Genomic DNA, 26,156 nt, shown 5'->3' with positions numbered 1-26,156 from the left:
ATGAGTATCATTATTGTTGGCGGTGGTATGGCCGGCGCGACGCTGGCTCTGGCGATTTCGGCATTGACCAAAGGTCAGGTCGAAGTCGCTTTGGTGGAAGCGACTGCACCTGGCGATCGCGCCCATCCGGGCTTTGATGGGCGGGCGATTGCTTTGTCGCAAGGCACTTGTCAGCAGTTGGAGCGAACCGGCATTTGGCCCGCGCTAGCGGATTGTGCCACTGCGATAACCCACGTGCAGGTCAGCGATACTGGCCACGCCGGTTTTGTTAATCTGCGTGCCGATGACTATCGGGTTCCCGCTTTAGGTAACGTTATCGAGTTGCACGACGCCGGTGAGCGTCTGTTTTCGCTGCTGGCTAAGGCTCCGGGCGTTACCCTTCATTGCCCCGCTAAGGTTGTGGATGTACAGAGAACGGTAGAACACGCCAGCGTGATACTGGATAACGGCGAGCGACTGACGGCTGAGCTATTGGTTGCTGCCGACGGTTCTCATTCCAAACTGGCCGCCGCCTGCAATATTCAGTGGCAGCAGCAGGATTATCATCAGATTGCCGTCATCGCCAATATTACGACGTCGGAAATGCCCGCAGGCCGCGCGTTTGAACGCTTTACCCGCCACGGCCCGCTGGCATTATTGCCAATGTCTGGTGGGCGTAGCTCTCTGGTATGGTGTCATCCGCAGCAAGATAGGGCCAAAGTTGACGCCTGGGACGACGTGGAATTTCTGGCTGAGCTGCAAACCGCCTTCGGCTGGCGGTTAGGAAAAATGCTGAAAGCCGGTAAACGCCACAGCTATCCACTGCGTTTATTGACCGCTTCCCGCCATATTAGCCATCGTCTGGCGCTGGTCGGCAACGCGGCGCAAACCTTGCATCCGATTGCTGGTCAGGGCTTTAACCTTGGTCTGCGAGACGTTATGTCATTGGCAGAAACTTTGACGGAAGCGACGCAGGCTGGAACTGATTTAGGCGCTTACTCCGCATTAAGCCGCTATCAAAATCGTCGTTACAAGGACCAACAGGCAACCATTGGCGTGACCGATGGGTTGATTCGTTTGTTCGCAAATAATTACGCTCCGCTGGCCGCAGGGCGTAATTTGGGGCTAATGGCGATGGAACAGATGCCAACGATGCGCGATGCTTTTGCACGACGCACTCTGGGGTGGGTTGAGCGCTAATCCACCCCATTTAGATCCTGCCGCCGCTGGTGGGCAGGTTCTTTGCCGTTTTCACGACAGGAAATAAAGTAGCATGCAATCATTTGACGTAGTTATCGCCGGCGGCGGTATGGTAGGACTGGCGCTGGCCTGTGGTTTACAGGGAAGTGGCTTAAGTATTGCCATTTTGGAGCATCATCAGCCGGAAGACGAACTCCCCGTTCCGCTGACGGGCGCACCGGAACTGCGGGTTTCTGCTATCAACGCCGCCAGTGAAAAGCTGCTTCAGCATATTGGCGTCTGGGACAGCATTCTGGTGATGCGTGCCAGTCCTTATGACGGAATGGAAGTCTGGGATCAGGACAGCTTCGGTAAAATTGCTTTCCGCGCCGATGAGTACGGTTTTAGCCATTTGGGCCATATCATTGAAAATCGAGTGATTCAGCAAGCATTATGGCAGCGCGCCAGCCAACTGCCTGATATCACTCTGCTGGCTCCGGCAAGTTTGAAGCAGGTAGCCTGGGGGGAAAGCGAGGCTTTTATTACTCTGACCGACGATCGCCTGCTCAGCGCGAGATTGGTGGTTGGTGCCGACGGCGCGAATTCGTGGCTGCGCCAACATGCGGATATTCCGCTGACCTTCTGGGATTATGGTCACCATGCACTGGTGGCGACTATTCGCACCGAAGAACCTCATCAGGCTAAGGCGAGACAGGTGTTTCACGGTGACGGTATTCTGGCATTTCTTCCGTTTAGCGAGCCAAATCTCAGTTCGATCGTTTGGTCATTAGCGCCAGAAAAAGCGGCACGACTTGCCGAATTACCGCCGGAGCAGTTTAACCGTGAGCTGGGTGTTGCCTTTGATATGCAGTTAGGCATGTGTCAGGTTGAAAGTGATAGACAAACATTTCCACTGATGGGGCGTTATGCCCGAAGCTTTGCCGCACACCGTCTGGCATTGGTCGGTGATGCCGCTCACACGGTACATCCGCTGGCCGGACAGGGCGTGAACCTGGGCTTTATGGACGCCGCGGAGCTGGTTTCGGAGCTACGTCGCTTACAGCGTCAGGGGAAAGATATCGGTCAGCACCTGTACTTACGCCGCTATGAACGTCGCCGTAAGCACAGCGCCGCACTGATGCTGGCGGGAATGCAGGGCTTCCGCGAACTGTTTTCTGGCAATAATCCGGCACAAAAACTGTTACGAGACATTGGCTTAACGTTGGCAGACTCTCTTCCCGGGGTGAAACCTAAACTGGTTCGTCAGGCAATGGGACTGAATGATATTCCCGAGTGGTTGCAACCTTAGCTGCTCGATTGAAAAAATCTAATTCCAGCACCATTTTCGCATTACATTTTCTCATGAAGTGCCGAATACCTAAAAGTTGAAACTGAGGGCTATCCGGCATTTTAGTTATATAACATCGGTATTTTTACTAATTATTTGTTAATTTTGTGTCTCTGTACGCAGTTTGCCAGTTGAAAACTCTGCACAATACCCCTGCCTTTTGTGGTTGCTGAACCGTTCACCTTGTAATTTAGCTTATGGTTCCTTTGTCGATTCAGTGATAACGTCAGGTGAAAGGTATCGTTTGCGTCTCGGTGTTTAGCCGCAATTTCACGACCGTTCACCGAAGTCTGATGATTTGGTCTGACGCAACGTTCTGTTGAGCAAGTCAGCCGGTGCCAGCGGTAAGGCCATAAATCTATTTATGAGTCTGAGTTATCTTTATCGCGTATTGGTGCCCTGAATTTCTCTTGTGTCCGGAACACTGTTTGAGTGAAAAGAGGGAAAAGATGGCAAAGCAGACTCCACTGTACGACCAGCATGTGGCGTGCGGTGCGCGCATGGTAGATTTCCATGGCTGGATGATGCCGCTGCATTATGGCTCCCAGTTAGATGAGCACCACATCGTTCGGCAAGATGCCGGTATGTTCGATGTTTCCCATATGACCATTGTTGATTTGCACGGTGCGCGTACCCGTGAATTCCTGCGTTATCTGTTGGCGAATGATGTCGCCAAACTCACCCAGCCGGGCAAAGCCCTCTATACCGGGATGCTGAATGCATCTGGTGGCGTTATCGATGATTTGATCGTCTACTTCCTCAGTGAAGATTATTTCCGTCTGGTGGTTAACTCCGCGACTCGCGACAAAGATCTGGCCTGGATCACTCAGCACGCAGAACCTTACGGCATCGATATTACCGTGCGTGACGATTTGGCGCTGGTTGCCGTTCAAGGGCCGCAGGCTCAGGAGCGCGTAGCGACTTTATTCAGCGCAGAGCAAAAACAGGCTATTGCCGACATGAAGCCATTCTTTGGCGTACAAACCGGCGACCTGTTTATTGCCACGACCGGCTACACCGGCGAAGCGGGCTATGAAATTGCCTTGCCAAAAGAGCAGGTAGTTGATTTCTGGCAGAAACTGTTAGCCGCTGGCGTGAAGCCTGCCGGTTTGGGCGCGCGGGATACCCTGCGTCTGGAAGCCGGAATGAATTTATATGGTCAGGAAATGGATGAAGGAGTTTCCCCTCTGGAAGCCAATATGGGATGGACCGTGGCCTGGCTACCGGAAGACCGCCAGTTTATTGGCCGTGAAGCGCTGGAACAGCAGCGAGCCAAAGGCACTGACAAACTGGTTGGCCTGATCATGACCGAAAAAGGCGTATTGCGTAACGAACTGCCAGTGCATTTCACCGACGATGCGGGCAACGTACACACCGGTGTGATTACCAGCGGCTCATTCTCTCCTACGCTAGGCTTTAGTATCGCTTTGGCTCGAGTACCTGCGGGTATTGGCGAGCAGGCGGTGGTGCAAATCCGCAACCGCGCTATGCCGGTTAAGGTCACCAAACCGGGTTTTGTGCGAGCAGGTAAAGCGATCGCGCTGTAATTTTCGTCTAATAATAAATCACCAATATCTTCTAAGGAGAAGGTAGCCATGAGCAATGTGCCAACAGAATTGAAGTATGCATCCTCTCACGAATGGGTTCGTGCCGATGGAGACGGTGTTTATAGCGTCGGTATTACCGAACACGCACAAGAATTACTGGGTGATATGGTATTTGTTGATCTGCCAGAAGTGGGCAGCGATGTTTCTGCCGGTAGCGACTGCGCCGTGGCTGAATCCGTTAAAGCGGCATCAGACATCTATGCGCCGATCAGCGGCGAAATCGTTGCGGTTAACACCGATCTGGAAAGCTCCCCGGAACTGGTGAACAGCGCACCTTACACCGACGGCTGGTTGTTCAGCATCAAGGCTTCTGACGAGTCAGAGCTGGATAGTCTGCTGGACGCAGACGCCTATCGCACCACGCTGGACGAATAAGAGTATCGCCCCGTTTCAGTTGCTGAGCCGGGGCTTTTTTTTGTATCGACCGACCGTATCCCGTCCCATGCTTGATTCAGGAATTTGTAGCAAATGACTCAGACTCTCAGCCAACTTGAACATAACGACGCGTTTATCCAGCGCCACATCGGTTCTAACGCCGAGCAGCAGCAAGAAATGCTGGCTACTGTAGGTGTCCGTTCGTTAAGTGCATTGATCCAGCAGATTGTTCCGGCAGATATTCAATTGCCGGGCCCGCCGCCGGTAGGTGACGCAGCCACTGAACATCAGGCTCTGGCCGAACTTAAAGCGATTGCCAGCCAAAACCAACGCTATAAATCCTATATCGGGATGGGCTACAGCCCGGTGCTGACTCCGCCGGTTATTCTGCGCAATATGCTGGAAAATCCGGGCTGGTACACCGCTTATACCCCTTATCAGCCAGAAGTTTCGCAGGGGCGCCTGGAAGCGCTGTTGAACTTCCAGCAATTAACTCTGGATTTGACCGGTCTGGATCTGGCTTCCGCTTCTTTGCTGGATGAAGCTACCGCAGCGGCCGAATCTATGGCGCTGTGTAAACGCGCCAGCAAAGTGAAAGATGCCAACCGTTTCTTCGTTGCAGACGATGTACATCCACAAACTCTGGACGTGGTTCGCACCCGTGCCGAAACCTTCGGTTTTGACGTTATCGTCGATCGCGCTGAAAAAGTGCTGGAGCTAGAGGGCGTCTTTGGCGTGCTGTTGCAACAGGTGGGCACCACCGGCGAGCTGCACGACTACGGCACACTGCTGACAGCGCTGAAAAAACGTAAAATAATTACCTGTATGGCCGCCGATTTGATGGCACTGGTACTGCTGACCGCTCCGGGCCAGCAGGGCGCAGAGGTCGCCTTCGGTTCAGCTCAACGCTTTGGCGTTCCAATGGGGTACGGCGGCCCGCACGCCGCTTTCTTCGCTTGCCGCGATGAGTTCAAACGCTCAATGCCGGGTCGTATTATCGGTGTTTCCCGAGATGCGGCAGGTAACACTGCGCTGCGTATGGCGATGCAAACTCGTGAGCAGCATATTCGCCGCGAGAAAGCTAACTCCAACATTTGTACCTCACAGGTATTACTGGCAAACATCGCCGGCCTGTATGCGGTTTATCATGGCCCGCAGGGGCTGCAACGCATAGCCGGTCGTATTCATCGCATGACCGACATTCTGGCCGCTGGCTTGCAACAAGCCGGTCTGACTCTGCGTTTCAAAACCTGGTTCGATACCCTGACCGTTGAAGTGAAAGACAAAGCGGCGGTATTGGCGCGCGCCCTAAGCTTTGGTATCAATCTGCGTACCGATATTCATGGCGCGGTGGGTATCACTCTGAACGAAACCACCTCTCGCGAAGATATTCAAACTCTGTTTGCTCTGCTGGCAGGTGATGAACACGGTCTGGATATTGATAAGCTGGATGCGGAAGTGAGCAAAGAAAGCCGCTCAATTCCTGAAGCTTTAGTGCGTAAAGACCCGATTTTAACGCATCCAGTATTCAATAGTTATCACAGCGAAACCGAAATGATGCGTTATATGCATCGTTTGGAGAAAAAAGATCTGGCGCTGAATCAGGCGATGATTCCGCTGGGTTCTTGCACGATGAAGCTGAACGCTGCCGCCGAGATGATTCCAATCACTTGGCCGGAATTTGCCGAGTTGCATCCATTCTGCCCGCCAGAGCAGGCCGCCGGTTATCAACAAATGATTGGCCAGCTGTCACAATGGCTGGTGCAACTGACCGGCTATGATGCTGTGTGCATGCAGCCGAACTCCGGTGCTCAGGGTGAATATGCCGGTTTGCTGGCTATTCGCCGTTACCATGAAAGCCGCAATGAAGCCGGGCGTCATGTGTGTCTGATTCCAAGCTCAGCTCACGGAACCAACCCAGCGTCGGCACAAATGGCCGGTATGTCGGTGGTGGTGGTGGCCTGTGATAAACAAGGCAATATTGACCTGCACGATCTGCGTCAGAAAGCAGAAGTTGCCGGTGATGAGCTTTCCTGCATCATGGTCACCTACCCGTCTACCCACGGCGTGTATGAAGAAACCATCCGCGAAGTCTGCCAGATTGTTCATCAGTTCGGTGGTCAGGTGTATTTGGATGGCGCGAATATGAATGCTCAGGTTGGAATCACAACTCCTGGTTATATCGGGGCAGATGTTTCTCACCTCAATTTGCACAAAACCTTCTGTATCCCTCACGGCGGCGGCGGCCCAGGCATGGGGCCAATCGGCGTGAAAGCGCATTTGGCACCTTTCGTTCCGGGTCACAGCGTTGTGCAAATCGACGGTATGACGACGCAGCAGGGCGCAGTTTCTGCTGCACCGTTCGGTAGTGCATCTATTCTGCCAATCAGTTGGATGTACATTCGCATGATGGGCGCTCAGGGGCTGAAACAGGCTAGCCAGGTGGCGATTTTGAACGCTAACTACATTGCCACTCGTTTAAAAAATGCTTATCCAGTGCTGTACACCGGCCACGATGGCCGCGTAGCTCACGAATGTATTCTGGATATTCGTCCACTGAAAGAAGAAACCGGTATTAGCGAAATGGATATCGCTAAGCGTCTGATCGACTTCGGTTTCCATGCGCCTACCATGTCCTTCCCGGTAGCCGGGACGCTGATGGTTGAGCCAACGGAATCAGAAAGCAAGGTCGAACTGGATCGCTTTATTGATGCCATGTTGGCTATCCGCGCCGAGATCGACAAAGTGGTGAAAGGCGAATGGCCGCTGGAAGATAACCCGCTGGTGAACGCGCCGCACATTCAGGCTGAACTGGTGGGTGAGTGGACTCATCCGTATAGCCGCGAGTTGGCTGTGTTCCCAATTGCTGGCGTGATGGAAAATAAATACTGGCCGACGGTAAAACGTCTGGATGATGTGTACGGCGACCGTAATTTATTCTGTTCCTGCGTTCCTATCGGTGATTACGAGTAATCACTATAGAGTAACCTGCTTATAGGGTCGCGAAAGCGGCCCTTTTTCTATCTAAAATCTGCCCAAACTATCAAAAGTTATTACTAATTCTGCGCATTATTTCCTGATTGGAATATAACCCTATCAATGACTACGATTACTTTTCATATAAATAAATATTAGCGTAATTATAATGATTAGTGACAGAATTTTTGGGAGCTGGGCTTAATTTTCACAGCATTTTATTTTGCAAGACTGCAGTGTTTCTTTCCCAATGGGCGAGCAGGTATCAGGCCGGATACATTACAAAAAAAATGGCACTATGGCTGCTCAGCTTTATACCACTGAGCGCCGTGATTTCACCTCTCTGGACTGGCTGGAAGGCAGTGATGCGGAAATGAAATCGGCTTTCGAGAGCGCGCTTTGCTACTTTGGTCGTTATCAGATTAATGAGGAAAAACAGAGTATTACTCATATTGTTGAAGGTGGCCTATTTCCTAATTGGGTTGGCACCCAGATGGTTCGTTACTATGAGTTTGAAAAAGATCGACTGATCCTACGTACGCCGACAATGCCGATGAATAATATCGGGTAGGTAGGGGTACTGATTTGGGCGAAAATTTTCTGACGTCAGACCGTACAACAAAATAAAGCAGAGATGATGCTATGGAAAAAATTGCATTAGTCACCGGCGGCAGCAGAGGGATAGGGCGAGCCACCGCATTATTACTGGCACAGCAGGGTTATCAGGTCGGCATCAATTACGTCAACGACCATCAAGCCGCTTTACAGGTTGTGGATCAGATTGTGGCGATGGGCGGCCGGGCGGTGGCCTTGCAGGCGGATATCGCCGACGAACAACAAGTTATTGAGTTGTTTAATCAATTAGATAATCAGCTTGGCACTATTACTGCGCTGGTCAATAACGCCGGTATTTTGTTTCAACAATCGGGAATTGAAGGGATTAGTGCGGAACGAATTAATCGGGTACTTAGTACCAACGTGACCGGCTATTTTCTCTGTTGCCGAGAAGCGGTAAAACGTATGGCAAAAAGACACGGTGGTCGCGGCGGAGCGATAGTTAACGTTTCTTCTGCGGCCGCTCGGTTAGGGGCTCCCGGCGAATATCTGGACTACGCCGCATCGAAAGGTGCAATTGATACTCTGACCACTGGCTTATCGCTCGAAGTCGCGGGGGAAGGTATTCGTGTCAACGGCGTGCGCCCAGGTTTTATCTATACCGAAATGCATGCCAGCGGCGGTGAACCGGGCAGAGTTGAAAGAGTGGCGAGCCAGCTACCCATGAAACGTGGTGGTCAGCCCGATGAAGTCGCTGAAGCCATTGTTTGGCTGCTATCGGATAGCGCTTCTTACGTTACCGGCAGCGCACTAGAATTGGCAGGTGGAAAGTAACACTTTGATTGAGAAGGCTGCCCGAGCAAAATACGGGCAGCAGGTTTCATTATTAGGATGATCGTCATTCCAGCGCTAGTGATTTAAATATGAGTTATTCAGGTACAGATATTCAAACTCTGGGCTCAATGCTCAATGCTCAATGCTCAATGCTCAATGCTCAATGCTCAATGCTCAATGCTCAATATGAAGCATTACTCTTGAACCTATCGCTGAGATTTTCGTCATGTCTCAGGCCAACCAGCCCTTAGCCTGTGCATCCTGTAAATGACGAAATAAATAGCCCCACAGCTCGGGATAATCTTCAGCCACTAGCTGATTACGCTCGACAACCTGCTCTAGGCGAATGCCGTTTTCTACCCAATTTTGCCCGCCGTTATGCAAATTCATCAGCATGGGTAAAATGCGATCCAGAACCGTGGCAAAACGGGCATCAGGCGTTTTTTCATCTTCATATTCTTGCCATAGCGCACTAAATTTTGCATTTTGTTCCGGCGGCAGCATTCCAAACAGGCGTTTGGCTGCGGCGACTTCCTTATCATGGATAGCTGCGCGCGCCGCCAGATCGTAGACGATCACGTCACCGGCATCGATCTCGACGATATCGTGCAACAGCGCCATTTGAATCACTCGATTGATATCCACATCTTTGCTGGCATAAGGTGCTAGTGTCATAGCGGCGACGGCGAAATGCCAGCTGTGCTCCGCCGAGTTTTCCTGACGTTCGCAGGCAATAAGCTTGGTTCTGCGTTGAATGCTTTTTAGCTTATCAATTTCCATCAAAAACTGAATTGAATCAGTCAAAGGGCCGAAATCCAGAACTGGTCGAACGAAAGACATAGTAAACCTCGAGAAAAATAGGGCGTATACCAACAATGGCGCGGATAGAGTGTAGGCCAGACTGTGCAGCATTTCGCTAACCTGAGCGGGGTTTTAGTCAGTTATCGATTTTCTCGGGCGGGCAGGCCAAGGTTTACAAACAATGACAGATTATTTTGAGCTTACACGTGTACACTGGAATGATTCTCAGATAACCTTAAAGCGGTATTTTTGCACAATTAACCTGCGAGGATTCCAATAATAATGAACAGGTCAAAACCTGACAGAATGTCCATCACCCGCACCCATAAGAATCAACAGGATACATTAGTATTGAACAATGAATCAGTCAAACCGGCATTATCAGAAGCTCAGCCTTATCCTTGGGCAGAAGAAATAGCCAACAGCGTCAGCCACGGTATTGGCGTGGTATTAGGCATAATCGGCTTGGTTTTATTACTGGTACAGGCCGTAGACAGCGGTGCAAGTACCACCGCGCTCACCAGCTACAGTTTATATGGTGGCAGCATTATTCTGCTGTACCTTGCATCCACGTTGTATCACGCAATCCCACATCAAAAGGCTAAGCATTGGCTGAAGAAATTTGACCACTGCGCTATCTATTTATTGATCGCTGGCACTTATACGCCTTTCTTATTGGTTGGGCTGGATTCTACTTTGGCGAGAGGATTAATGGCGGTTATTTGGGGGCTAGCGCTGTTTGGCGTTATCTTCAAACTGGCATTTGCTCATCGTTTTGAGGTGCTTTCGCTCATTACTTATCTGACGATGGGATGGCTATCCCTGATCGTTATCTATCAGTTGGCTATTAAGTTAGATATAGGCGGTATTGCACTGTTGGCGATTGGCGGTTTGCTGTATACGCTGGGAGTAGTGTTTTACGCTTCGAAGCGTATTCGCTTTGGTCACGCTATTTGGCACGGTTTCGTGCTTGGCGGTAGCCTGTGCCACTTTATGGCAATTTATCTGTACGTTTAAGATGTAAATCTATTCCAGAACACTAGATTGTTGCGTTACCCAGAAAATCCAGAGTTTTCCCTGAATATCACGATAGTTTCGCTAAAGACAGATACCGTCTGTAGATTGTGAGGCCGGATTACCGGCCTCTTTATCTTGCACTGCCAGATCTCGCATGGTCTGATCTCGCCTTGTCTCTATGTTTTCCTGGCAAGACGATACGGGCTATAAATTGATCAATTATTCTCTTCTAAAGAATACGGTAATGGTTGGATACGCAATGTCCCTGCCGCATCTTCCCGTACGCGTAACACGCTATCGGCGGCCAGATCGTTATTTAGAACTGCTTGAACCCAAAGCGAGCCATCTTCCAGTTGAATCGCGGCCAACACTGTACCAGTACGACGCCAGTTTTCACCCAATTGCCATTCTAAGCTGTCACCGGCTTCAGGCGTGCTGCTGCCTTGCCCCACAAGCCAATACAAGGCGCGTTTATTTGCTCCGCGATATTTTGCTCGGGCAACCATTTCCTGGCCCGTGTAGCAGCCTTTGGTAAAGCTGATTCCACCCAGAGCCTGAATGTTTGTTGCCTGTGGAATAAACTGGGCGCTATTCGGGCCGTCAATAATTGGGAATCCAGCTTCTATTTCTAACGCCAACCACTGCTGGCTGTCATTTAACTGGGCATTCTCACCCAATTTCTCTACTAAACTGGCGGCCTGAGCTGCATCGGTCACTAACAGGAAACGTTCTGCGGGCGTAGAAAAATGCAGCAATGTAGCATCACCGGATTGGACTACCGGTTTTTCTGCCGTCGGTAATTCAGGGAAAACCTGAGCCAGCGCTTCTCTGGCCTGCGCCCCGGCGATTCCCAGCAAAACACTGTCAGATGGAATAGCAAAGGTCACTTTCGAGAATACGGCATATTTCTTCAGCTCGGCCAACTGGTTTTCCAGCACATTGCGGCGCTCAATAAAGGCCAATCCTTCGCCCCGATAGAAGAGCCGCATATTGCTCCACATTTTACCTTTTGCGTCACAGTGCGCGGTCAAAACGTGTTGATCTACCGCTAGCGCATCAACGTCTGCGGTGAGCTGACCTTGAAGATATTTAACGCGTTCGGCGCCGGTTACCGTAACTAATGCCCAGTCATCCAATGAAATCAGAGTCAAAGGTAACGCAGAAGAGGCGGAGGGTTGACGCGGAGGGAACGGAGTTGCATATGCCATATTACATCCTACCAAAAGGTGCCGTGGACTGATGACCCAATGGTAAAAGAGGCGGGAGCCTTTGCAAAGAGTAATTATCCGCATACACCATTGTTACAATACAACCTGCGGTACAATGCGCAAAAATAACAACGAGCGCGGATTAATGCGGTCAAAAAATCCACATTGCTTTATCATTTCACGCCTTAGTCCGCGTTTTAGTGGCGATAACCTTCCCGTCAGGCGTCGCAAATTGCTACTCTATTCACGAGTTGAATCTTTGGCAGAGCGGCCATCCGGCCAGATTCAAATAACATTTTAAGCAAGGGGTCAATCAGGACATGGAAATTGATAATAAAGCTCGTATCCACTGGGCATGTCGTCGCGGTATGCGTGAGCTGGATATCTCCATTATGCCGTTCTTTGAGTATGAATATGACACGCTGAGCGATGACGATAAGCGCGTGTTTGTCCGCTTGCTGACGAGCGATGATCCTGATTTATTCAACTGGCTGATGAATCATGGGGAGCCGCAGGACAGCGAGCTGAAACGGATGGTTCAACTGATTCAGATGCGAAATAAAGCCCGTGGCCCAGTGGCGATGTGACCTGCGGGTTTCATGGCGCACCCAACTTTTTTCCTTATTGATTCATGGCGTTTTGGTGTTGATAACGCTGGTCGCGCCTTGGCCAGATGGCTGTACACCTTTATGGTTGATACTGTTGACGCTGGTCGTTTTCGAATGTATTCGTAGCCAGAAAAGCATTACCTCCCGCCAGGGAGAAATCCGGTTAAAAGCTGGAAATCTGCTGATATGGAAACGTCAGGAATGGAAGTTGGTTCGACAGCCGTGGATTACCCGTTATGGCGTACTATTATCGCTTCAAGGCGCCGGCAGTCAGCGTAGAAAGCGCGTCTGGCTAGCCTCTGATAGCATGTCTGAAGATGAATGGCGCGAGCTGTGCCTGATATTTCAACACACTTTTGATTCTGCAGCAGGTAGTAAGTAATGAAACCATTGATCTGGCTGGTGGAAGATGAGCCGAGTATTGCCGACACGCTGATCTATACGCTAGAGAGTGAAGGGTTCACCCTCAAGTGGTTTGATCGCGGCGAGCCAGCGCTTGCTGCGTTACATCACGGCCTGCCAGCGTTAGCGATTATCGACGTCGGGCTACCGGATATTAACGGTTTTGATCTTTGTCGCCGTCTGTTGGCCTTATCTCCGGATTTACCCGTGGTCTTTCTTACTGCGCGCAGTGAAGAACTGGATCGCATAGTCGGGTTAGAAATCGGTGCTGATGACTACATAGCCAAACCTTTTTCTCCGCGCGAGGTTAGCGCACGGGTTCGTACCATTTTGCGCCGTTTACAGAAGTCGCAGTCCAGCGCACCCGTACCGCTAATTCATCGGTTTGGCGCTTTCACGTTGGATGAAGCCGCCGCGCGTATTACCTATCAGCAACAAATTCTCTGGTTAACCCGTTACGAATATTTACTGCTTAAAACCCTGTTATTAGCTCCGGACCGCATTTTTTCCCGTCAACAGTTGATGGATATCGTCTGGACTCAGGCCGAAGAAAGTCAGGATCGCACCGTAGATACCCATGTGAAAACGTTACGGGCTAAGTTGCGCGCTGTTCGGGATGAAGAACCGCCGATTCGTACTCACCGTGGGCTGGGCTACAGTCTGAGCTATGTCCCATGAAAATTGGCCTGCGTCTGTTGCTCGGGTATTTTTTGATAGTGGCGATCGCCGGCTACTTTGTGATCAGTATTTTTGTGCAGGAAGTGAAACCCGGCGTGAGGCGTGCGACCGAAGGGACGCTGGTGGATACTGCTACTTTGCTAGCGCAGTTTGCCCGGCAGGATATGCAGCGAGGTAATGCCGCGAATGGGCAGTTGGCGGAAGCGTTCGCCACGCTGAATAAGAAGCCGATTGGTGCCAATATCGCCGGTATTCGCAAAGATCGTAACGAATATCGGGTTTATCTTACTGATGCCCGCGGAAAGGTCATTTTTGATTCCACCGGGCAGGCTCTCGGGCAGGATTATTCTAAATGGAATGATGTCTGGCTGACGCTGCGCGGTCAATACGGCGCACGTAGTACCTTGAGCGATCCAAACGATGAGCAAAGCTCAGTGATGTACGTTTCCGCTCCGGTAATGGTTGATAATCAAATCATTGGCGTGTTGAGCGTGGGGAAACCAAACCTCTCTATGGCTCCGGTTATTAAACGCAGTGAACGAAGAATACTTCTGGCTGGTGCGGTTCTGTTGGGTATCGCGTTATTGATTGGCCTGGGTTTTGTATGGTGGATCAACCGCTCAATTGGTCGATTGGTTAATTACGCGGAGCGGGTTGCGGAGGGCGAAGCCGTGCCGTTGCCCAAAATGGGCAGCAGCGAGCTGGACGGCTTGGCACGTGCGCTAGAAAGTATGCGGCTAAAGTTGGATGGCAAGGCCTATATTGAGCAATACGTTCACACGTTGACTCATGAACTAAAAAGCCCGCTGGCTGCGATTTGCGGCGCAGCAGAGTTATTGCGGGAAGCACCTCCGGCGGCCACGGCACAGCGATTCCTATTGAATATCGAACAGCAAAGCGCTCGTATTCAGCAACTAGTGGATAAAATGCTGGTACAGGCACGTCTGGAAAGTCGGGTAGACCTACAGTTGGAACCGCTTAGCATTGATTCGCTACTTAAACAGGTTATTGCTGGTAAAGAAGCTCAGGCAGGTAGCCGAGGTGTAGCTTTGATTTTACAACGTTGCGATCGCGCCGTGCTGGCGGGAGACGGTTTAATGTTGAGTCAGGCACTCACTAATCTGATTGATAATGCACTGGATTTTACCCCGAAAGGTGGCGAAATTACCTTGTGTGGCGAACAGCGGGCAAATAACTACCATATCATTATTGAAGATAGCGGCTGTGGTATTCCCGAATACGCTAAGGAAAAGGTTTTCGAACGTTTTTATTCTCTTCCGCGTCCTGATGGCCCGAAAAGCACCGGTCTGGGGCTGAATTTTGTGCGCGAAGTAGCCGTTATTCATCAAGGCACCATCCGGCTGGCTAATCGCCTGCTACAGGGTGTTCGCGTGGAAATGATGTTGCCGCTGATGCAAGAAAACCCATAACTTCACACTCACTTCACACAAGCTCATTCTGCTTTCACTTCCGCGTCTTATTCTGGCTTCATGACCGTTAAGGAGCCTCACTTATGTTTAAATCCGTATTGTTCTGGAAAATAACCACGTTGCTGGGATTGATCTTACTGATGATGATTCCCAAAGAAATGCTGATGAGCGTGATTAGCGAACGAAGCAACTACCGTTACAGCGTGATTAGCAAAGTCACTGATAGCACTAGTGGCGCGCAAAAAATTCTTGGTCCGTTGATCGTTGTGCCTTACAGCGAAATGGTCACCGTTGAAAAAGAAGGCGTAAAGCGCGAGGAAAAGGTTAGCCGTTTCCATTATCTACTGCCGGAAACCTTATCCGTAACGGGATCGCCGGACGTAGATGTACGTCAACTTGGCATTTATCGGACTCAGGTCTATCAGGGGCCGCTGCACTTCAGTGCCAAATTTGATAGTGAAAACCTGGATTACCTCAACAGACCCGGAATCACGTTTGGAAAACCTATTTTAGTGGTGCGTTTGAGCGATGCGCGAGGGATTCAGAAACTGTCTCCGCTGAAAATCAACGGCGATGCGATGGATTTCCAGCCCGGTGCTTACTTAGGCGCGGGGAGTCAGGGGATTCACGCCATGCTGGATTTGCAACGTTTACAGCAAGGGGAAACTACGGTTGATTTTACTCTGATACTAATGGGAACCAGCAGCTTGTCCTTGGTACCTTTGGGGCGCAGTAGTGAACTCACGCTGGAAAGTAACTGGCCGCACCCTAATTTCCTAGGGGATTTCTTGCCGAATCAACGACGGGTTGGCGCGAATGGTTTTCAGGCTCACTGGAGCAGCACCTGGTTTGCTAATAATCTGAACGTGATTTTTGCTACAGATGAAGTGCCGTTTGATTTTGATGCGTTACCCGCTTTCAGCACCAGCTTGATTGAGCCGGTCAATCATTATCAGTTAACTCAAAGAGCCATTAAATACGCGATTCTGTTTATCGGCCTGACGTTTATCAGCTTCTTCCTGTTTGAAAGCCTGACGTCACTGCGTTTGCACCCAATCCAGTATTTACTGGTTGGCATAGCGTTAATTCTGTTCTATCTGATGTTACTAGCACTGTCGGAGCATATCGGTTTTGCCTTGGCTTATCTGGTGGCCAGCCTAAGTTGTAGTCTGTTGATTGTGGTGTATTTAGGCGCGGTGCTGGGTAGTTGGCTGCGAGGCGGACTGTTTGCAGGCAGTTTATTATTACTGTATGGGGTACTTTACGGATTGCTGCAATCAGAAGATAACGCGTTGTTATTAGGATCTGGTTTGCTGTTTGTCGTGCTGGCGGTAGTGATGTTGCTCACTCGGCGTCTGGATTGGTATCAGTTGGCCGATCCGCAGAGACGGGTTGCTAAAAAACCTGCTGACGAACGTCATGAAATTCCACCGCCAGGCTGCGCCGGAAGTGAACATTTCCGTCTGTGGAAATAACCGCGAGAAGGTTCGAAGCTGCGGGCACAGTTATTGTGCCCGCAGCTGGCATTACAGCAAGGATTCCATTTCAATCAGAATTTGCTCACACCACTGTTCAACGCGTTGGTCGGTTAATTCATATTGATTGACATCATCGAGAGCCAGGCCGACGAAATGTTTACCATCAGCACTTAATGGTTTCGGGCTGGTAAATTCGAACCCTTCTGTCGGCCAGAAACCGATAAATTTCACGCCCAGTGGGGCAATATGATCGTGCAACATGCCTAAAGCATCGAGGAACCATTCGCTATAGCCGAATTGATCGCCCATACCGTACATGGCGACAATTTTTCCCCGCAGATTCAACTGACTCAACCGTGGCCAGATCGCTTCCCAATCTTCCTGTAGTTCGCCGAAATCCCAGGTAGGAATCCCTAGAATAAGCACAGAATACTGTTCCATCAGCGCAGGATCTGCGTCTTTCAGATTGTGCAGATCGATCAAATCTTCACCGAGAACATCGCGAATTTTTTCTGCCACAATTTCGGTGTAACAGGTGCTGGAGCCGTAAAAGAGACCAATCTTCATGTTGTGTAGCCATAGCATTAACTAATAGGAATAGCATCGAGTGTACCAGATTTGTGCCCTCATCAGGCATAATGCCATGCTGAGTTCAATCGATGAGAGGAATCTGGATGCAACAGCAAAATAACCCGCTGATTGAACAGTTTTTGGATGCCCTGTGGCTGGAACGTAATCTGGCCGAAAATACTCTGGCTTCGTACCGTCTGGATCTTCAGGCGCTGGCTGGCTGGTTACACCACCACAATAAGGATTTGCTGCAGGCCGATCCTTTGGATTTGCAGTCCTTTCTGGCGGAACGCATTGAGGGAGGCTATAAGGCTACCAGTTCGGCTCGTTTGCTGAGCGCAATGCGTCGGTTTTTCCAATATTTATATAGAGAAAAATTGCGAGAAGATGACCCAACCGCGCTGTTGTCATCGCCCAAATTACCCCAACGTTTGCCGAAGGACTTAAGCGAAGCGCAGGTTGACGCACTGCTGAACTCACCGAATGTCGATATTCCTTTGGAACTCAGAGACAAAGCGATGCTAGAGGTGCTGTACGCCACCGGTTTGCGTGTGTCTGAATTGGTCGGATTAACCATTAGTGATGTCAGTTTGCGGCAGGGCGTGGTGCGAGTCATAGGTAAGGGGAATAAAGAGCGATTAGTACCGCTTGGTGAAGAAGCGGTTTACTGGATTGAGAATTATATGGAACATGGGCGGCCTTGGTTGATTAACGGCCAGGCGCTGGACGTATTGTTCCCCAGTAATCGCAGTCAGCAAATGACTCGACAGACTTTCTGGCATCGTATCAAACACTATGCGATCCTTGCTGGTATTGATAGTGAGCGCCTTTCCCCCCATGTATTACGTCACGCTTTTGCGACGCATTTACTGAACCACGGGGCGGATTTACGCGTGGTTCAGATGCTATTAGGCCATAGCGATTTGTCGACCACCCAGATTTATACTCATGTAGCGACGGAACGCCTGAAACAGCTACATCAACAGCACCATCCGCGCGCATGATTGCGCTGTAGAAGAAAAATAGGATTATTCAATGAAAAAAAGTTTACTGTTGCTGCCAATCTTAATGGCTTCGCTTTCTGGTTTGGCGTATGCCGATGATGCTGCTATCCAACAGACATTGAAAAAACTGGATATTAAAAATGCTGAAATCCAGCCTTCCCCTATCGCTGGTTTAAGCACGGTAATGACGGACAGCGGAGTGCTTTATATTTCCGCCGATGGCAAACAGCTGCTGCAAGGCCCGCTGTATGACGTTAGTGGCGCACAGCCGGTTAACGTAACTAATCAATTGCTGCTGAAAAAACTGGAAGCATTAAGCGGTGAAATGATTGTCTACAAAGCGCCGCAGGAAAAACACGTGATTACCGTGTTTACTGATATCACCTGCGGGTACTGCCATAAACTGCATGAAGAAATGAGTGACTATAACGCGCTGGGTATTACCGTGCGTTATCTGGCGTTCCCGCGTCAGGGGCTGAGTTCTCAGGCGGAAAAAGACATGCGTTCTATCTGGTGTACCGCTAACCGCAATAAATCCTTTGATGCGGCGATGAAAGGTGATGCTATTTCCCCGGCAACCTGTAAAACCGATATTGCTAAACATTATCAGCTAGGGGTGCAATTCGGCATTCAGGGTACTCCGGCTATCGTATTGCAGGATGGCACCATTGTTCCGGGCTATCAGGGGCCAAAAGAGATGCTTGCCATGCTGCGAGCGCATCAGGCTTCCAAGAAAACCGGTGGTTGATCGCCAGTGGCTATAAAAACCCAACTTCGTCGTCGCGAACTTGCCGATGAGAGTGCGCTGCCGGAGCAATTGCATCCGTTGCTACGTCGTTTGTACGCCTCTCGCGGTGTGAAAGGGGCGCAAGAGCTGGAGCGCGGAGTGAAAGGCCTGCTGGCTTATCAACAGCTGGACGGCATTGATGCCGGGGTCAGTTTGTTGCAGCAGGCATTGGCCGATAGCCAGCGTATTATGATTGTCGGTGATTTCGATGCCGATGGCGCGACCAGCACCGCCTTAGCCGTGTTATCTCTGCGCAGTATGGGCTGCAGCCACGTCGATTATCTGGTTCCAAATCGTTTTGATGATGGATACGGCCTTAGCCCGGAAGTGGTTGAACAGGTTATTGCCCGCGGTGCGGATCTTATCGTAACCGTAGATAACGGTATTTCTTCCCATGCAGGCGTTGATTTGGCTCATGCTCATGGGATTAAGGTGCTGGTTACCGATCACCACTTGCCGGGTGACGTTTTGCCGGCAGCCGAAGCCATTATTAACCCCAATCTGGTGGGCTGCGATTTTCCATCGAAATCGCTGGCTGGTGTTGGCGTGACTTTTTACCTCATGCTGGCTTTGCGTGCGCGATTACGGGATAGCGGCTGGTTTGAGCAACGAGCGCTGGCGATTCCTAATTTAGCGGAGTTGCTGGATTTGGTGGCTTTGGGAACGGTCGCCGATGTGGTGCCACTGGATGCCAATAACCGTATTTTGGTACACCAAGGGTTGAGCCGAATTCGGGCGGGAAAATGCCGCCCCGGAATCAAAGCGCTACTGGAAGTGGCAAACCGTGATGCGCGCCAGCTGGCAGCCAGCGATTTGGGCTTTTCCCTTGGCCCTCGGCTGAATGCCGCCGGTCGTCTGGATGATATGTCTATCGGCGTGGCGCTACTTTTGAGTGATGATATTGCTCAGGCGCGCGCACTGGCGATGGATTTGGATAGCTTGAACCTGGCGCGGCGTGAAATAGAACAAAGCATGCAGGTTGAGGCTTTACAACTTTGTGACCAACTGGAACGTACCAGCACGGAGTTGCCTTACGGCATTGCCATGTATCACGCCGAATGGCATCAGGGGGTGGTAGGGATTCTTGCTTCGCGTATCAAAGAACGTTTTCACCGCCCGGTGATTGCTTTCGCGCCAGCGGGGGAAGGAATACTAAAAGGTTCGGGACGTTCGGTCGCGGGGCTACATATGCGCGATGCGCTGGAACGCCTGGATACGCTCAATCCTGGCCTGATGCTGAAGTTTGGTGGCCACGCTATGGCCGCAGGTTTATCGCTGGAACAGCAAAAATTCGACGAGTTCCGTCAGCGTTTTGCCGATTTGGTGGGCGAGTGGATGGATGCCTCTCAGCTTGAAGGGGTTATCTGGTCCGATGGCGAACTGACCGGCGCGCAAATGACGCTGGAAACCGCAGAATTATTACGTGACGGCGGCCCTTGGGGGCAGGCTTTCCCTGAACCGACTTTCGACGGAAAATTCCGGCTGTTGCAGCAACGGCTGGTGGGGGAACGCCATCTGAAAGTGATGCTGGAACCGTTAAACGGTGGCCCGTTGCTGGATGGTATCGCGTTTAATATTGATACCACTTTATGGCCGGATAGCAGCGTGCGCGAAGTTAAAGTGGCTTATAAGTTGGATATCAATGAATTCCGCGGTAACCGCAACGTTCAATTGCTGATTCAGCACCTCTGGCCTTATTAGTCAGAATGTTAAAAGTTCGCAAAATGCGACTAATGGCGCGATTCGTCCAGATAGCGCCATAAATACGGTCAACTTGCTATAAACCGTCGTTGAGATCCGTTAGAATTATCGGTTCGAATGGCATTCCGCCATCAACGACTCAACCTAAGACATCAAAAAAATGTTTGAAATTAATCCGGTAAAAAACCGTATCCAGGATCTGTCCGAACGGACCGCCGTTATCAGGGGGTATCTTTGACTATGATGCAAAGAAAGAGCGACTGGAAGAAGTAAACGCCGAGCTGGAGCAGCCTGACGTTTGGAATGAGCCCGAGCGCGCGCAAGCCTTGGGTAAAGAACGTTCCGCATTAGAAGAAATTGTCACCACTATTGACCAATTGGCTCAAGGTTTGGAAGACGTTTCTGGCTTGCTGGAATTGGCTATTGAAGCCGACGATGAAGAGACTTTCGACGAAGCCGTTGCCGAGTTGGAAATCCTTGATGGCAAACTGGGCCAGTTGGAATTCCGTCGTATGTTCTCCGGCGAATACGACAGCGCCAACTGTTATCTCGATCTGCAAGCCGGTTCAGGCGGCACCGAAGCGCAGGACTGGGCGAGCATGTTGCTGCGAATGTATCTGCGTTGGGCTGAAGCCAAAGGCTTTAAAACCGAAATCATCGAAGAATCTGACGGTGACGTCGCAGGTTTGAAATCTGCCACCATCAAGATCATCGGTGAATACGCGTTCGGCTGGTTGCGTACTGAAACCGGCGTACATCGCCTGGTGCGTAAGAGTCCGTTCGATTCCGGTGGCCGTCGCCACACCTCTTTCAGCTCTGCTTTTGTCTACCCGGAAGTCGATGACGATATTGATATCGAAATTAACCCGGCAGATTTGCGTATTGACGTATACCGTGCTTCCGGTGCCGGTGGTCAGCACGTAAACAAAACTGAGTCTGCGGTACGTATTACCCATATTCCGACCAATATTGTGACTCAGTGCCAGAACGACCGTTCTCAGCATAAAAACAAAGATCAAGCCATGAAACAGCTGAAAGCCAAGCTGTATGAGTTTGAGATGCAAAAGAAAAATGCTGATAAACAGATGTTGGAAGACAACAAATCCGACATCGGCTGGGGCAGCCAAATCCGTTCTTATGTACTGGATGATTCCCGTATTAAGGATTTACGCACCGGCGTTGAAACGCGTAATACGCAGGCCGTACTGGATGGCGACCTGGATAAATTCATTGAGGCAAGTTTGAAAGCCGGGTTATGAGGAACTGAAATGTCAGAGCAAAAACCACAAGTCGCTGAGCAAGTGCAAGAACTGAATAGTGAATTACAGGCGCGTCGTGAAAAATTGGCTGCACTACGTGAGAAGGGTATTGCTTTCCCGAACGATTTTCGTCGGGAGAACCTCTCAGATCAACTGCATGCTGCGTACGGTGATAAAGATAACGAAGAATTAGAAGCGCTGGGCGTAGAAGTGACCGTGGCTGGCCGCATGATGACTCGTCGCATCATGGGTAAAGCCTCTTTTGTTACCTTGCAGGACGTCGGCGGTCGTATCCAGCTGTACGTTTCCCGTGACGATTTGGCAGACGGCGTTTACAACGAAGAGTTTAAAAAGTGGGATCTGGGGGATATTCTCGGCGCTCGCGGTAAGCTGTTCAAAACCAAAACTGGGGAACTGTCTATCCACTGTAGCGAACTGCGCTTGCTAACCAAGGCGCTGCGTCCGTTGCCTGACAAATTCCACGGTTTGGCCGATCAGGAAACTCGCTATCGTCAGCGCTATCTGGATCTGATTGCCAACGATGAATCGCGTAATACTTTCAAAGTGCGTTCTCAGGTAATGTCCGGCATCCGCCAGTTCATGGTGGAAAAAGGCTTTATGGAAGTTGAAACGCCGATGATGCAAGTGATTCCTGGCGGCGCATCTGCTCGTCCGTTTATCACTCATCATAATGCGTTAGATATCGACATGTACCTGCGTATTGCGCCTGAGCTGTATCTGAAACGTTTGGTTGTTGGTGGTTTTGAGCGCGTATTCGAAATTAACCGTAACTTCCGTAACGAAGGCGTTTCTCCGCGTCATAATCCTGAGTTCACCATGATGGAACTCTATATGGCGTATGCGGATTACAAAGATCTGATCGTTCTGACTGAAGAACTGTTCCGCACGCTGACAGAAACCATTTTGGGCAGCAGCGTCGTTAAATACGGCGAGCAGGAATTCGATTTTGGCAAACCATTTGCCAAACTGACCATGAAAGAAGCGATTTGCAAATATCGTCCTGAAACCAACGTTACCGATCTGGACGACATGGATAAAGCTGTTGCTATCGCTGAGTCTCTGGGAATCAAAGTCGAGAAGAGCTGGGGGCTGGGGCGTGTTCAGTGTGAAATCTTCGAAGAAACCGCAGAGAGCCATCTGATTCAGCCAACCTTCATCACTGAATACCCAGCAGAAGTTTCGCCATTGGCTCGCCGTAATGATGATAATCCATTCATCACTGACCGTTTCGAATTCTTTATCGGCGGCCGTGAAATCGGTAATGGTTTCTCAGAGTTAAATGATGCGGAAGATCAGGCCGAGCGCTTTGCGGAGCAGGTTCGTGCTAAAGATGAAGGCGATGACGAAGCAATGTTCTACGACGAAGATTATGTCACTGCGTTGGAACACGGCTTGCCGCCGACCGCTGGTCTGGGCATTGGGATCGACCGTATGGTTATGTTGTTTACTAACAGCCACACCATTCGTGATGTGATTCTGTTCCCTGCGATGCGTCCGGTTAAGTAATCCCGAACTTTATCGATGAGGGCGCTTAGGCGCCCTTTTTTACAGCTATCAAATAAGCCAGTTAAGAAAATAACAACGCTAACAGCTTAAAATTCCGGCAGTTAAAGCATATCTTTCCTTGCCCCTAAGGCATAACCGGTTATAATGCCACTCGCACATAGACGCGGGTGTAGTTCAATGGTAGAACGGCAGCTTCCCAAGCTGCATACGAGGGTTCGATTCCCTTCACCCGCTCCAATCTCCTTATATATCAACAAGTTAGATATATAAGCGCTTCCGGCGATAGTGATAACTCACATACCCGCCTTTTAGCCCCATTGAACTACCCCAGATAACTGTCGCGTTTTGATGTGTGGTTAATTGGGTAGCATATCATTTACGCTGGCGGTTCTTCCAGAGTCTTACCGCGACAGTACAACAAGAAATCTATGCCGCACAAACCATGTAGGCTCTAAACTTTACCCCAAAACACTACACAATAAGCATTTAAGCCCGATGTGCTGTCTATGATAGCCAAAACAGGTTTATGGTGATGGTACTTGCACACCTTATGCAAGCTCTGTCTGCGTCTCGCCCACGCTCCTCTATTGGTACACAAGGCATCCTGATAAGTTATTGTGTAATGAGAATACTGATGAAGTCGCTAAGCTCCGCTTATGGTTGTTGTATCACCAACGGGGCTTTATGGCTTCTATTGTCCGTTAGTAAGCAACGTTGTCCACAGTTCTACTTCCCCCCCCTATTTTGAGGTGGTACAAATGCCACCCCCCTTTCTCTCTATTTCCTATCTTAAAAATATCCGAGATTGAAGTCCGCACTGTTAAGCACTTCAACCAGACGAGAATCATTCGCATTAGTAATCCTAAAATATTCAAGCTGTTTCGGTGCGAGAGAAGCCCGTAGAACGACGATGGAGTGAGGCTGTAGGTATGTATGACTAAGCCCCGCAAGGGGGGCTAATGAAGGGTAAAGCAAGGCGCTAGCATGGTGGTGTGATTAGTTCAGAACTGAGTAGACAGTGGTTCGAGATATATTCAACTGATTGGCTATCTGTGATTTGTTTAGCCCTTCTGCATGTAATTGCTTAATAGATTCATGGAGGGCTGTATCAGCTTTACGGCCTAGATGTACACCGTCTGATTTTGCTTTGGCTCTACCTTCATTGCAACGCTGTAGAATGCGTTTACGTTCCATCTCTGCGAATGCAGACATACAGGTATAGATAACACGGCCTACATCACTATTAATATCCACCTCTCCCAAGTCCTTCAAAACCAAGCCACATCCCTTAGCCTGTAGTTGGTCTGCTATGTTCAGCGCATCAACCGTAGACCTAGCTAGCCTATCCACTTTCATTGCTACAACGGTGTCTCCCTCTCGTACATAGTCCAGCATAGCCTTTAGCTGACTTCTCTCTGTGTTCTTCCCACTGGCATTCTCAACGAATAACTTATCGCATCCTAATGCTTCCAACTGTTCAATCTGTACGGCGGTACTCTGTTCATCCGTGCTCACACGTGCATAACCGATTGTAGCCATATCTAACCCCTTACCTGTTCATAAAGTCCAATATCATTAATGTACATTGCTCAGTTTGGTTTTAAAAGACTTATTGAACACTTTATACAGGTTGTTTGAGGTGTCCAGTAACTTACACCTTTATGTACACCGTCTGTAAACATTAGGCATAACAGTTGCTGTCCTAGGGACAGTGAAGATAACTATCTTCAATAGCGTAGCTATCACAGATAACAAAGAGTGGTTAGGTGTTAAACATGAGAATGCTTACTCCGTAAGTGCTAACAACTGTTAGCATTCGCAAAGCGAACAAGAATGCATATCAACAACAAACAATAATAAAATTTTCATTTGTAGTTCATTTTGCATGGTTTTGAGGGGTTAAGGGGTCATCCCGTTTAGAAACTATTCCGTTGCGGTATTATGCAGGTCAGATAGGGCGCGGCTAGTAGAGGATTTCGTCATGAAATCTTGTTTAGATAATTGTGATTTGTATCCGTTTATTTAGTACCAGTTATATGGGGATATAAGCTATATTTAATGCCTAATATTTATAGGGAATTAAGTATATGGGTAAAGATAGACTCAAAATTATGTTCCTGAGCGGAATATGTTATATCATTTTATCTTCAATTGCTTTTGCAAATTCAGATTCTAAAATAGATAGTTCTAAATTATTACTTCTGCCGGATATATCTACAAATTGCAAGGTTGATATCGCTGGCTCTGATTTTTATATGCTACTTACGATATTTGAGAACATGCTAGGGAATGTGGCTGGAAGTAAACGGTGTGAATATATAAATGAAGATGATATGGCAATGAAACTTGCTCAAAAATTAGATGATATTTCGCCGCGCTTTAGTGTTGTGGATATGCAAAGTGGATATGAGAAGAATGAGTACTCTATGCAAAAGAAACTTAATAAATTATCAGCATCTATTTATGGTAAAGTTGAAACCATATCCATATCGGCATTTGGAAAACCTGTTATTGAACTAAAAAACTCAAAAGGTAAATTTAAGCAAGCGCGTCTCTATATTGCAGAGAAGACTAAGAATAAATTCATGCAGAGATACATAGATCAACAAGATAGCATTATTGAGGGTTTATCATCTGGTGATGAAGTGTTAATTCATTGTGCTACTTATTCTTTCGTTATGAAATCTGTGTTGGGTCAGGAGTGTATAATTCTTTGAATAACATTAAAGATACTAAGTAGATTAGATAAATATAGGGTCATCCCTCCATAGGGAGAGGTAGGGTCTCCCCTCATGGGGGTAGGTAGTCATCCCTACGGGGGGAGAGGTGGTTC

23 protein-coding genes and 1 tRNA gene are annotated in these 26,156 nt (G+C 49.4%); 20 read left to right on the top strand and 4 right to left on the bottom strand.

Annotated elements, in window-relative coordinates; translation table 11 throughout:
* The 7 genes from ubiH to ACQ4OC_RS16365 all read left to right on the top strand — a co-directional run bounded on the left by ubiH (position 1) and on the right by ACQ4OC_RS16365 (position 8,853).
* On the top strand, positions 1-1,179 hold the full coding sequence (ubiH, locus tag ACQ4OC_RS16395; protein WP_120806596.1) for a 2-octaprenyl-6-methoxyphenyl hydroxylase: 1,179 nt from the start codon (positions 1-3) through the stop codon (positions 1,177-1,179).
* 73 nt (positions 1,180-1,252) lie between these two features.
* The gene (ubiI, locus tag ACQ4OC_RS16390; RefSeq protein ID WP_120806597.1) at positions 1,253-2,467 is read left to right on the top strand and encodes an FAD-dependent 2-octaprenylphenol hydroxylase; all 1,215 of its coding nucleotides are present in this window, start codon (positions 1,253-1,255) and stop codon (positions 2,465-2,467) included.
* A 488-nt stretch (positions 2,468-2,955) separates the two neighbouring features.
* Positions 2,956-4,053 carry a glycine cleavage system aminomethyltransferase GcvT gene (gene gcvT, locus ACQ4OC_RS16385; protein ID WP_120806598.1) on the top strand — a complete coding sequence of 366 codons (1,098 nt, stop codon included), beginning with the start codon at positions 2,956-2,958 and terminating at the stop codon, positions 4,051-4,053.
* Positions 4,054-4,101: 48 nt separating this feature from the next.
* Entirely contained in the window at positions 4,102-4,488 is a 387-nt protein-coding gene (gene gcvH / locus ACQ4OC_RS16380) for a glycine cleavage system protein GcvH (protein ID WP_064514913.1), read from the top strand.
* A 93-nt stretch (positions 4,489-4,581) separates the two neighbouring features.
* Positions 4,582-7,461 carry an aminomethyl-transferring glycine dehydrogenase gene (gcvP, locus tag ACQ4OC_RS16375; protein ID WP_120806599.1) on the top strand — a complete coding sequence of 960 codons (2,880 nt, stop codon included), beginning with the start codon at positions 4,582-4,584 and terminating at the stop codon, positions 7,459-7,461.
* Between the two features lie 223 nt (positions 7,462-7,684).
* Complete coding sequence (locus ACQ4OC_RS16370; protein ID WP_430971424.1) at positions 7,685-8,035, top strand: lipocalin-like domain-containing protein; 351 nt, start codon at positions 7,685-7,687, stop codon at positions 8,033-8,035.
* 71 nt (positions 8,036-8,106) lie between these two features.
* On the top strand, positions 8,107-8,853 hold the full coding sequence (locus ACQ4OC_RS16365; RefSeq protein ID WP_064514909.1) for an SDR family oxidoreductase: 747 nt from the start codon (positions 8,107-8,109) through the stop codon (positions 8,851-8,853).
* Positions 8,854-9,084: 231 nt separating this feature from the next.
* Here ACQ4OC_RS16365 and ACQ4OC_RS16360 read toward each other — a convergent pair whose 3' ends face one another.
* Positions 9,085-9,693, bottom strand: coding sequence for an HD domain-containing protein (locus ACQ4OC_RS16360; RefSeq protein ID WP_430971419.1), 609 nt, complete (start codon positions 9,691-9,693; stop codon positions 9,085-9,087).
* A 267-nt stretch (positions 9,694-9,960) separates the two neighbouring features.
* Between ACQ4OC_RS16360 and trhA the strand changes: the two genes are divergently transcribed.
* Positions 9,961-10,671, top strand: coding sequence for a PAQR family membrane homeostasis protein TrhA (trhA, locus tag ACQ4OC_RS16355; RefSeq protein ID WP_371112912.1), 711 nt, complete (start codon positions 9,961-9,963; stop codon positions 10,669-10,671).
* A gap of 215 nt (positions 10,672-10,886) precedes the next feature.
* Here the strand turns inward: trhA and ygfZ are convergent, their stop codons facing one another.
* The gene (ygfZ, locus tag ACQ4OC_RS16350) at positions 10,887-11,879 is read right to left on the bottom strand and encodes a tRNA-modifying protein YgfZ (protein ID WP_430971418.1); all 993 of its coding nucleotides are present in this window, start codon (positions 11,877-11,879) and stop codon (positions 10,887-10,889) included.
* Positions 11,880-12,199: 320 nt separating this feature from the next.
* Here ygfZ and sdhE point away from each other — a divergent pair, with 320 nt between their 5' ends.
* From sdhE to creD, 5 genes are all read left to right on the top strand, one after another.
* Complete coding sequence (gene sdhE / locus ACQ4OC_RS16345; RefSeq protein WP_049599738.1) at positions 12,200-12,466, top strand: FAD assembly factor SdhE; 267 nt, start codon at positions 12,200-12,202, stop codon at positions 12,464-12,466.
* Positions 12,447-12,869 (top strand): protein YgfX, encoded by a 423-nt coding sequence (locus tag ACQ4OC_RS16340; RefSeq protein WP_064514903.1) that lies wholly within the window; start codon positions 12,447-12,449, stop codon positions 12,867-12,869. The genes sdhE and ACQ4OC_RS16340 overlap by 20 nt, the downstream gene beginning before the upstream one ends.
* The gene (creB, locus tag ACQ4OC_RS16335) at positions 12,869-13,567 is read left to right on the top strand and encodes a two-component system response regulator CreB (RefSeq protein ID WP_064514901.1); all 699 of its coding nucleotides are present in this window, start codon (positions 12,869-12,871) and stop codon (positions 13,565-13,567) included. Before ACQ4OC_RS16340 ends, creB begins: the two co-directional genes overlap by 1 nt.
* A complete protein-coding gene (creC, locus tag ACQ4OC_RS16330; RefSeq protein ID WP_430971417.1) occupies positions 13,564-14,997 on the top strand; it encodes a two-component system sensor histidine kinase CreC in 1,434 nt (477 codons plus the stop codon). The genes creB and creC overlap by 4 nt, the downstream gene beginning before the upstream one ends.
* An 83-nt stretch (positions 14,998-15,080) precedes the next feature.
* Positions 15,081-16,472 (top strand): cell envelope integrity protein CreD, encoded by a 1,392-nt coding sequence (creD, locus tag ACQ4OC_RS16325; RefSeq protein WP_430971416.1) that lies wholly within the window; start codon positions 15,081-15,083, stop codon positions 16,470-16,472.
* 51 nt (positions 16,473-16,523) lie between these two features.
* Here creD and fldB read toward each other — a convergent pair whose 3' ends face one another.
* Positions 16,524-17,042: a flavodoxin FldB gene (gene fldB / locus ACQ4OC_RS16320; RefSeq protein WP_430971415.1), complete on the bottom strand. Its 519-nt coding sequence runs from the start codon at positions 17,040-17,042 to the stop codon at positions 16,524-16,526.
* Positions 17,043-17,149: 107 nt separating this feature from the next.
* On the opposite strand from fldB, the gene xerD reads away from it, so the two are divergent.
* The 6 genes from xerD to ACQ4OC_RS16290 all read left to right on the top strand — a co-directional run bounded on the left by xerD (position 17,150) and on the right by ACQ4OC_RS16290 (position 23,560).
* Positions 17,150-18,049, top strand: a complete 900-nt coding sequence (xerD, locus tag ACQ4OC_RS16315; RefSeq protein ID WP_064514894.1) for a site-specific tyrosine recombinase XerD — start codon at positions 17,150-17,152, stop codon at positions 18,047-18,049.
* Positions 18,050-18,080: 31 nt separating this feature from the next.
* Positions 18,081-18,797 (top strand): bifunctional protein-disulfide isomerase/oxidoreductase DsbC, encoded by a 717-nt coding sequence (gene dsbC, locus ACQ4OC_RS16310; RefSeq protein WP_064514892.1) that lies wholly within the window; start codon positions 18,081-18,083, stop codon positions 18,795-18,797.
* A 6-nt stretch (positions 18,798-18,803) separates the two neighbouring features.
* Positions 18,804-20,537 carry a single-stranded-DNA-specific exonuclease RecJ gene (gene recJ, locus ACQ4OC_RS16305; protein WP_064514890.1) on the top strand — a complete coding sequence of 578 codons (1,734 nt, stop codon included), beginning with the start codon at positions 18,804-18,806 and terminating at the stop codon, positions 20,535-20,537.
* Between the two features lie 160 nt (positions 20,538-20,697).
* A protein-coding gene (prfB, locus tag ACQ4OC_RS16300) for a peptide chain release factor 2 (protein ID WP_120806859.1) occupies positions 20,698-21,796 on the top strand; the annotation gives its coding sequence in 2 pieces (ribosomal slippage) (positions 20,698-20,772 and positions 20,774-21,796; 1,098 coding nt in all).
* Between the two features lie 9 nt (positions 21,797-21,805).
* Positions 21,806-23,323 (top strand): lysine--tRNA ligase, encoded by a 1,518-nt coding sequence (gene lysS, locus ACQ4OC_RS16295; RefSeq protein WP_064514889.1) that lies wholly within the window; start codon positions 21,806-21,808, stop codon positions 23,321-23,323.
* A 163-nt stretch (positions 23,324-23,486) separates the two neighbouring features.
* Positions 23,487-23,560: transfer RNA gene (locus tag ACQ4OC_RS16290), tRNA-Gly, on the top strand.
* 759 nt (positions 23,561-24,319) lie between these two features.
* Here ACQ4OC_RS16290 and ACQ4OC_RS16285 read toward each other — a convergent pair.
* Complete coding sequence (locus ACQ4OC_RS16285; RefSeq protein ID WP_430971414.1) at positions 24,320-24,862, bottom strand: recombinase family protein; 543 nt, start codon at positions 24,860-24,862, stop codon at positions 24,320-24,322.
* Between the two features lie 548 nt (positions 24,863-25,410).
* Here ACQ4OC_RS16285 and ACQ4OC_RS16280 point away from each other — a divergent pair.
* A complete protein-coding gene (locus ACQ4OC_RS16280; RefSeq protein WP_430971413.1) occupies positions 25,411-26,040 on the top strand; it encodes a hypothetical protein in 630 nt (209 codons plus the stop codon).
* Positions 26,041-26,156: the final 116 nt, after the last annotated feature.

It is taken from the genome of Yersinia sp. J1 (assembly GCF_050586585.1).
In the GTDB taxonomy this organism is placed as follows: Bacteria; Pseudomonadota; Gammaproteobacteria; order Enterobacterales; family Enterobacteriaceae; genus Yersinia; species Yersinia entomophaga.
This window is presented reverse-complemented; position numbering and strand designations above follow the sequence as displayed.

Bases quoted from the DNA above. Each gene is read 5' to 3' on its own strand.
- ubiH (WP_120806596.1), top strand. From the start codon at position 1: ATGAGTATCATTATTGTTGGCGGTGGTATGGCCGGCGCGACGCTGGCT.
- ubiI (WP_120806597.1), top strand. From the start codon at position 1,253: ATGCAATCATTTGACGTAGTTATCGCCGGCGGCGGTATGGTAGGACTG.
- gcvT (WP_120806598.1), top strand. From the start codon at position 2,956: ATGGCAAAGCAGACTCCACTGTACGACCAGCATGTGGCGTGCGGTGCG.
- gcvH (WP_064514913.1), top strand. From the start codon at position 4,102: ATGAGCAATGTGCCAACAGAATTGAAGTATGCATCCTCTCACGAATGG.
- gcvP (WP_120806599.1), top strand. From the start codon at position 4,582: ATGACTCAGACTCTCAGCCAACTTGAACATAACGACGCGTTTATCCAG.
- ACQ4OC_RS16365 (WP_064514909.1), top strand. From the start codon at position 8,107: ATGGAAAAAATTGCATTAGTCACCGGCGGCAGCAGAGGGATAGGGCGA.
- ACQ4OC_RS16360 (WP_430971419.1), bottom strand. From the start codon at position 9,693: ATGTCTTTCGTTCGACCAGTTCTGGATTTCGGCCCTTTGACTGATTCA.
- trhA (WP_371112912.1), top strand. From the start codon at position 9,961: ATGTCCATCACCCGCACCCATAAGAATCAACAGGATACATTAGTATTG.
- ygfZ (WP_430971418.1), bottom strand. From the start codon at position 11,879: ATGGCATATGCAACTCCGTTCCCTCCGCGTCAACCCTCCGCCTCTTCT.
- sdhE (WP_049599738.1), top strand. From the start codon at position 12,200: ATGGAAATTGATAATAAAGCTCGTATCCACTGGGCATGTCGTCGCGGT.
- creB (WP_064514901.1), top strand. From the start codon at position 12,869: ATGAAACCATTGATCTGGCTGGTGGAAGATGAGCCGAGTATTGCCGAC.
- creC (WP_430971417.1), top strand. From the start codon at position 13,564: ATGAAAATTGGCCTGCGTCTGTTGCTCGGGTATTTTTTGATAGTGGCG.
- creD (WP_430971416.1), top strand. From the start codon at position 15,081: ATGTTTAAATCCGTATTGTTCTGGAAAATAACCACGTTGCTGGGATTG.
- fldB (WP_430971415.1), bottom strand. From the start codon at position 17,042: ATGAAGATTGGTCTCTTTTACGGCTCCAGCACCTGTTACACCGAAATT.
- xerD (WP_064514894.1), top strand. From the start codon at position 17,150: ATGCAACAGCAAAATAACCCGCTGATTGAACAGTTTTTGGATGCCCTG.
- dsbC (WP_064514892.1), top strand. From the start codon at position 18,081: ATGAAAAAAAGTTTACTGTTGCTGCCAATCTTAATGGCTTCGCTTTCT.
- lysS (WP_064514889.1), top strand. From the start codon at position 21,806: ATGTCAGAGCAAAAACCACAAGTCGCTGAGCAAGTGCAAGAACTGAAT.
- ACQ4OC_RS16285 (WP_430971414.1), bottom strand. From the start codon at position 24,862: ATGGCTACAATCGGTTATGCACGTGTGAGCACGGATGAACAGAGTACC.
- ACQ4OC_RS16280 (WP_430971413.1), top strand. From the start codon at position 25,411: ATGGGTAAAGATAGACTCAAAATTATGTTCCTGAGCGGAATATGTTAT.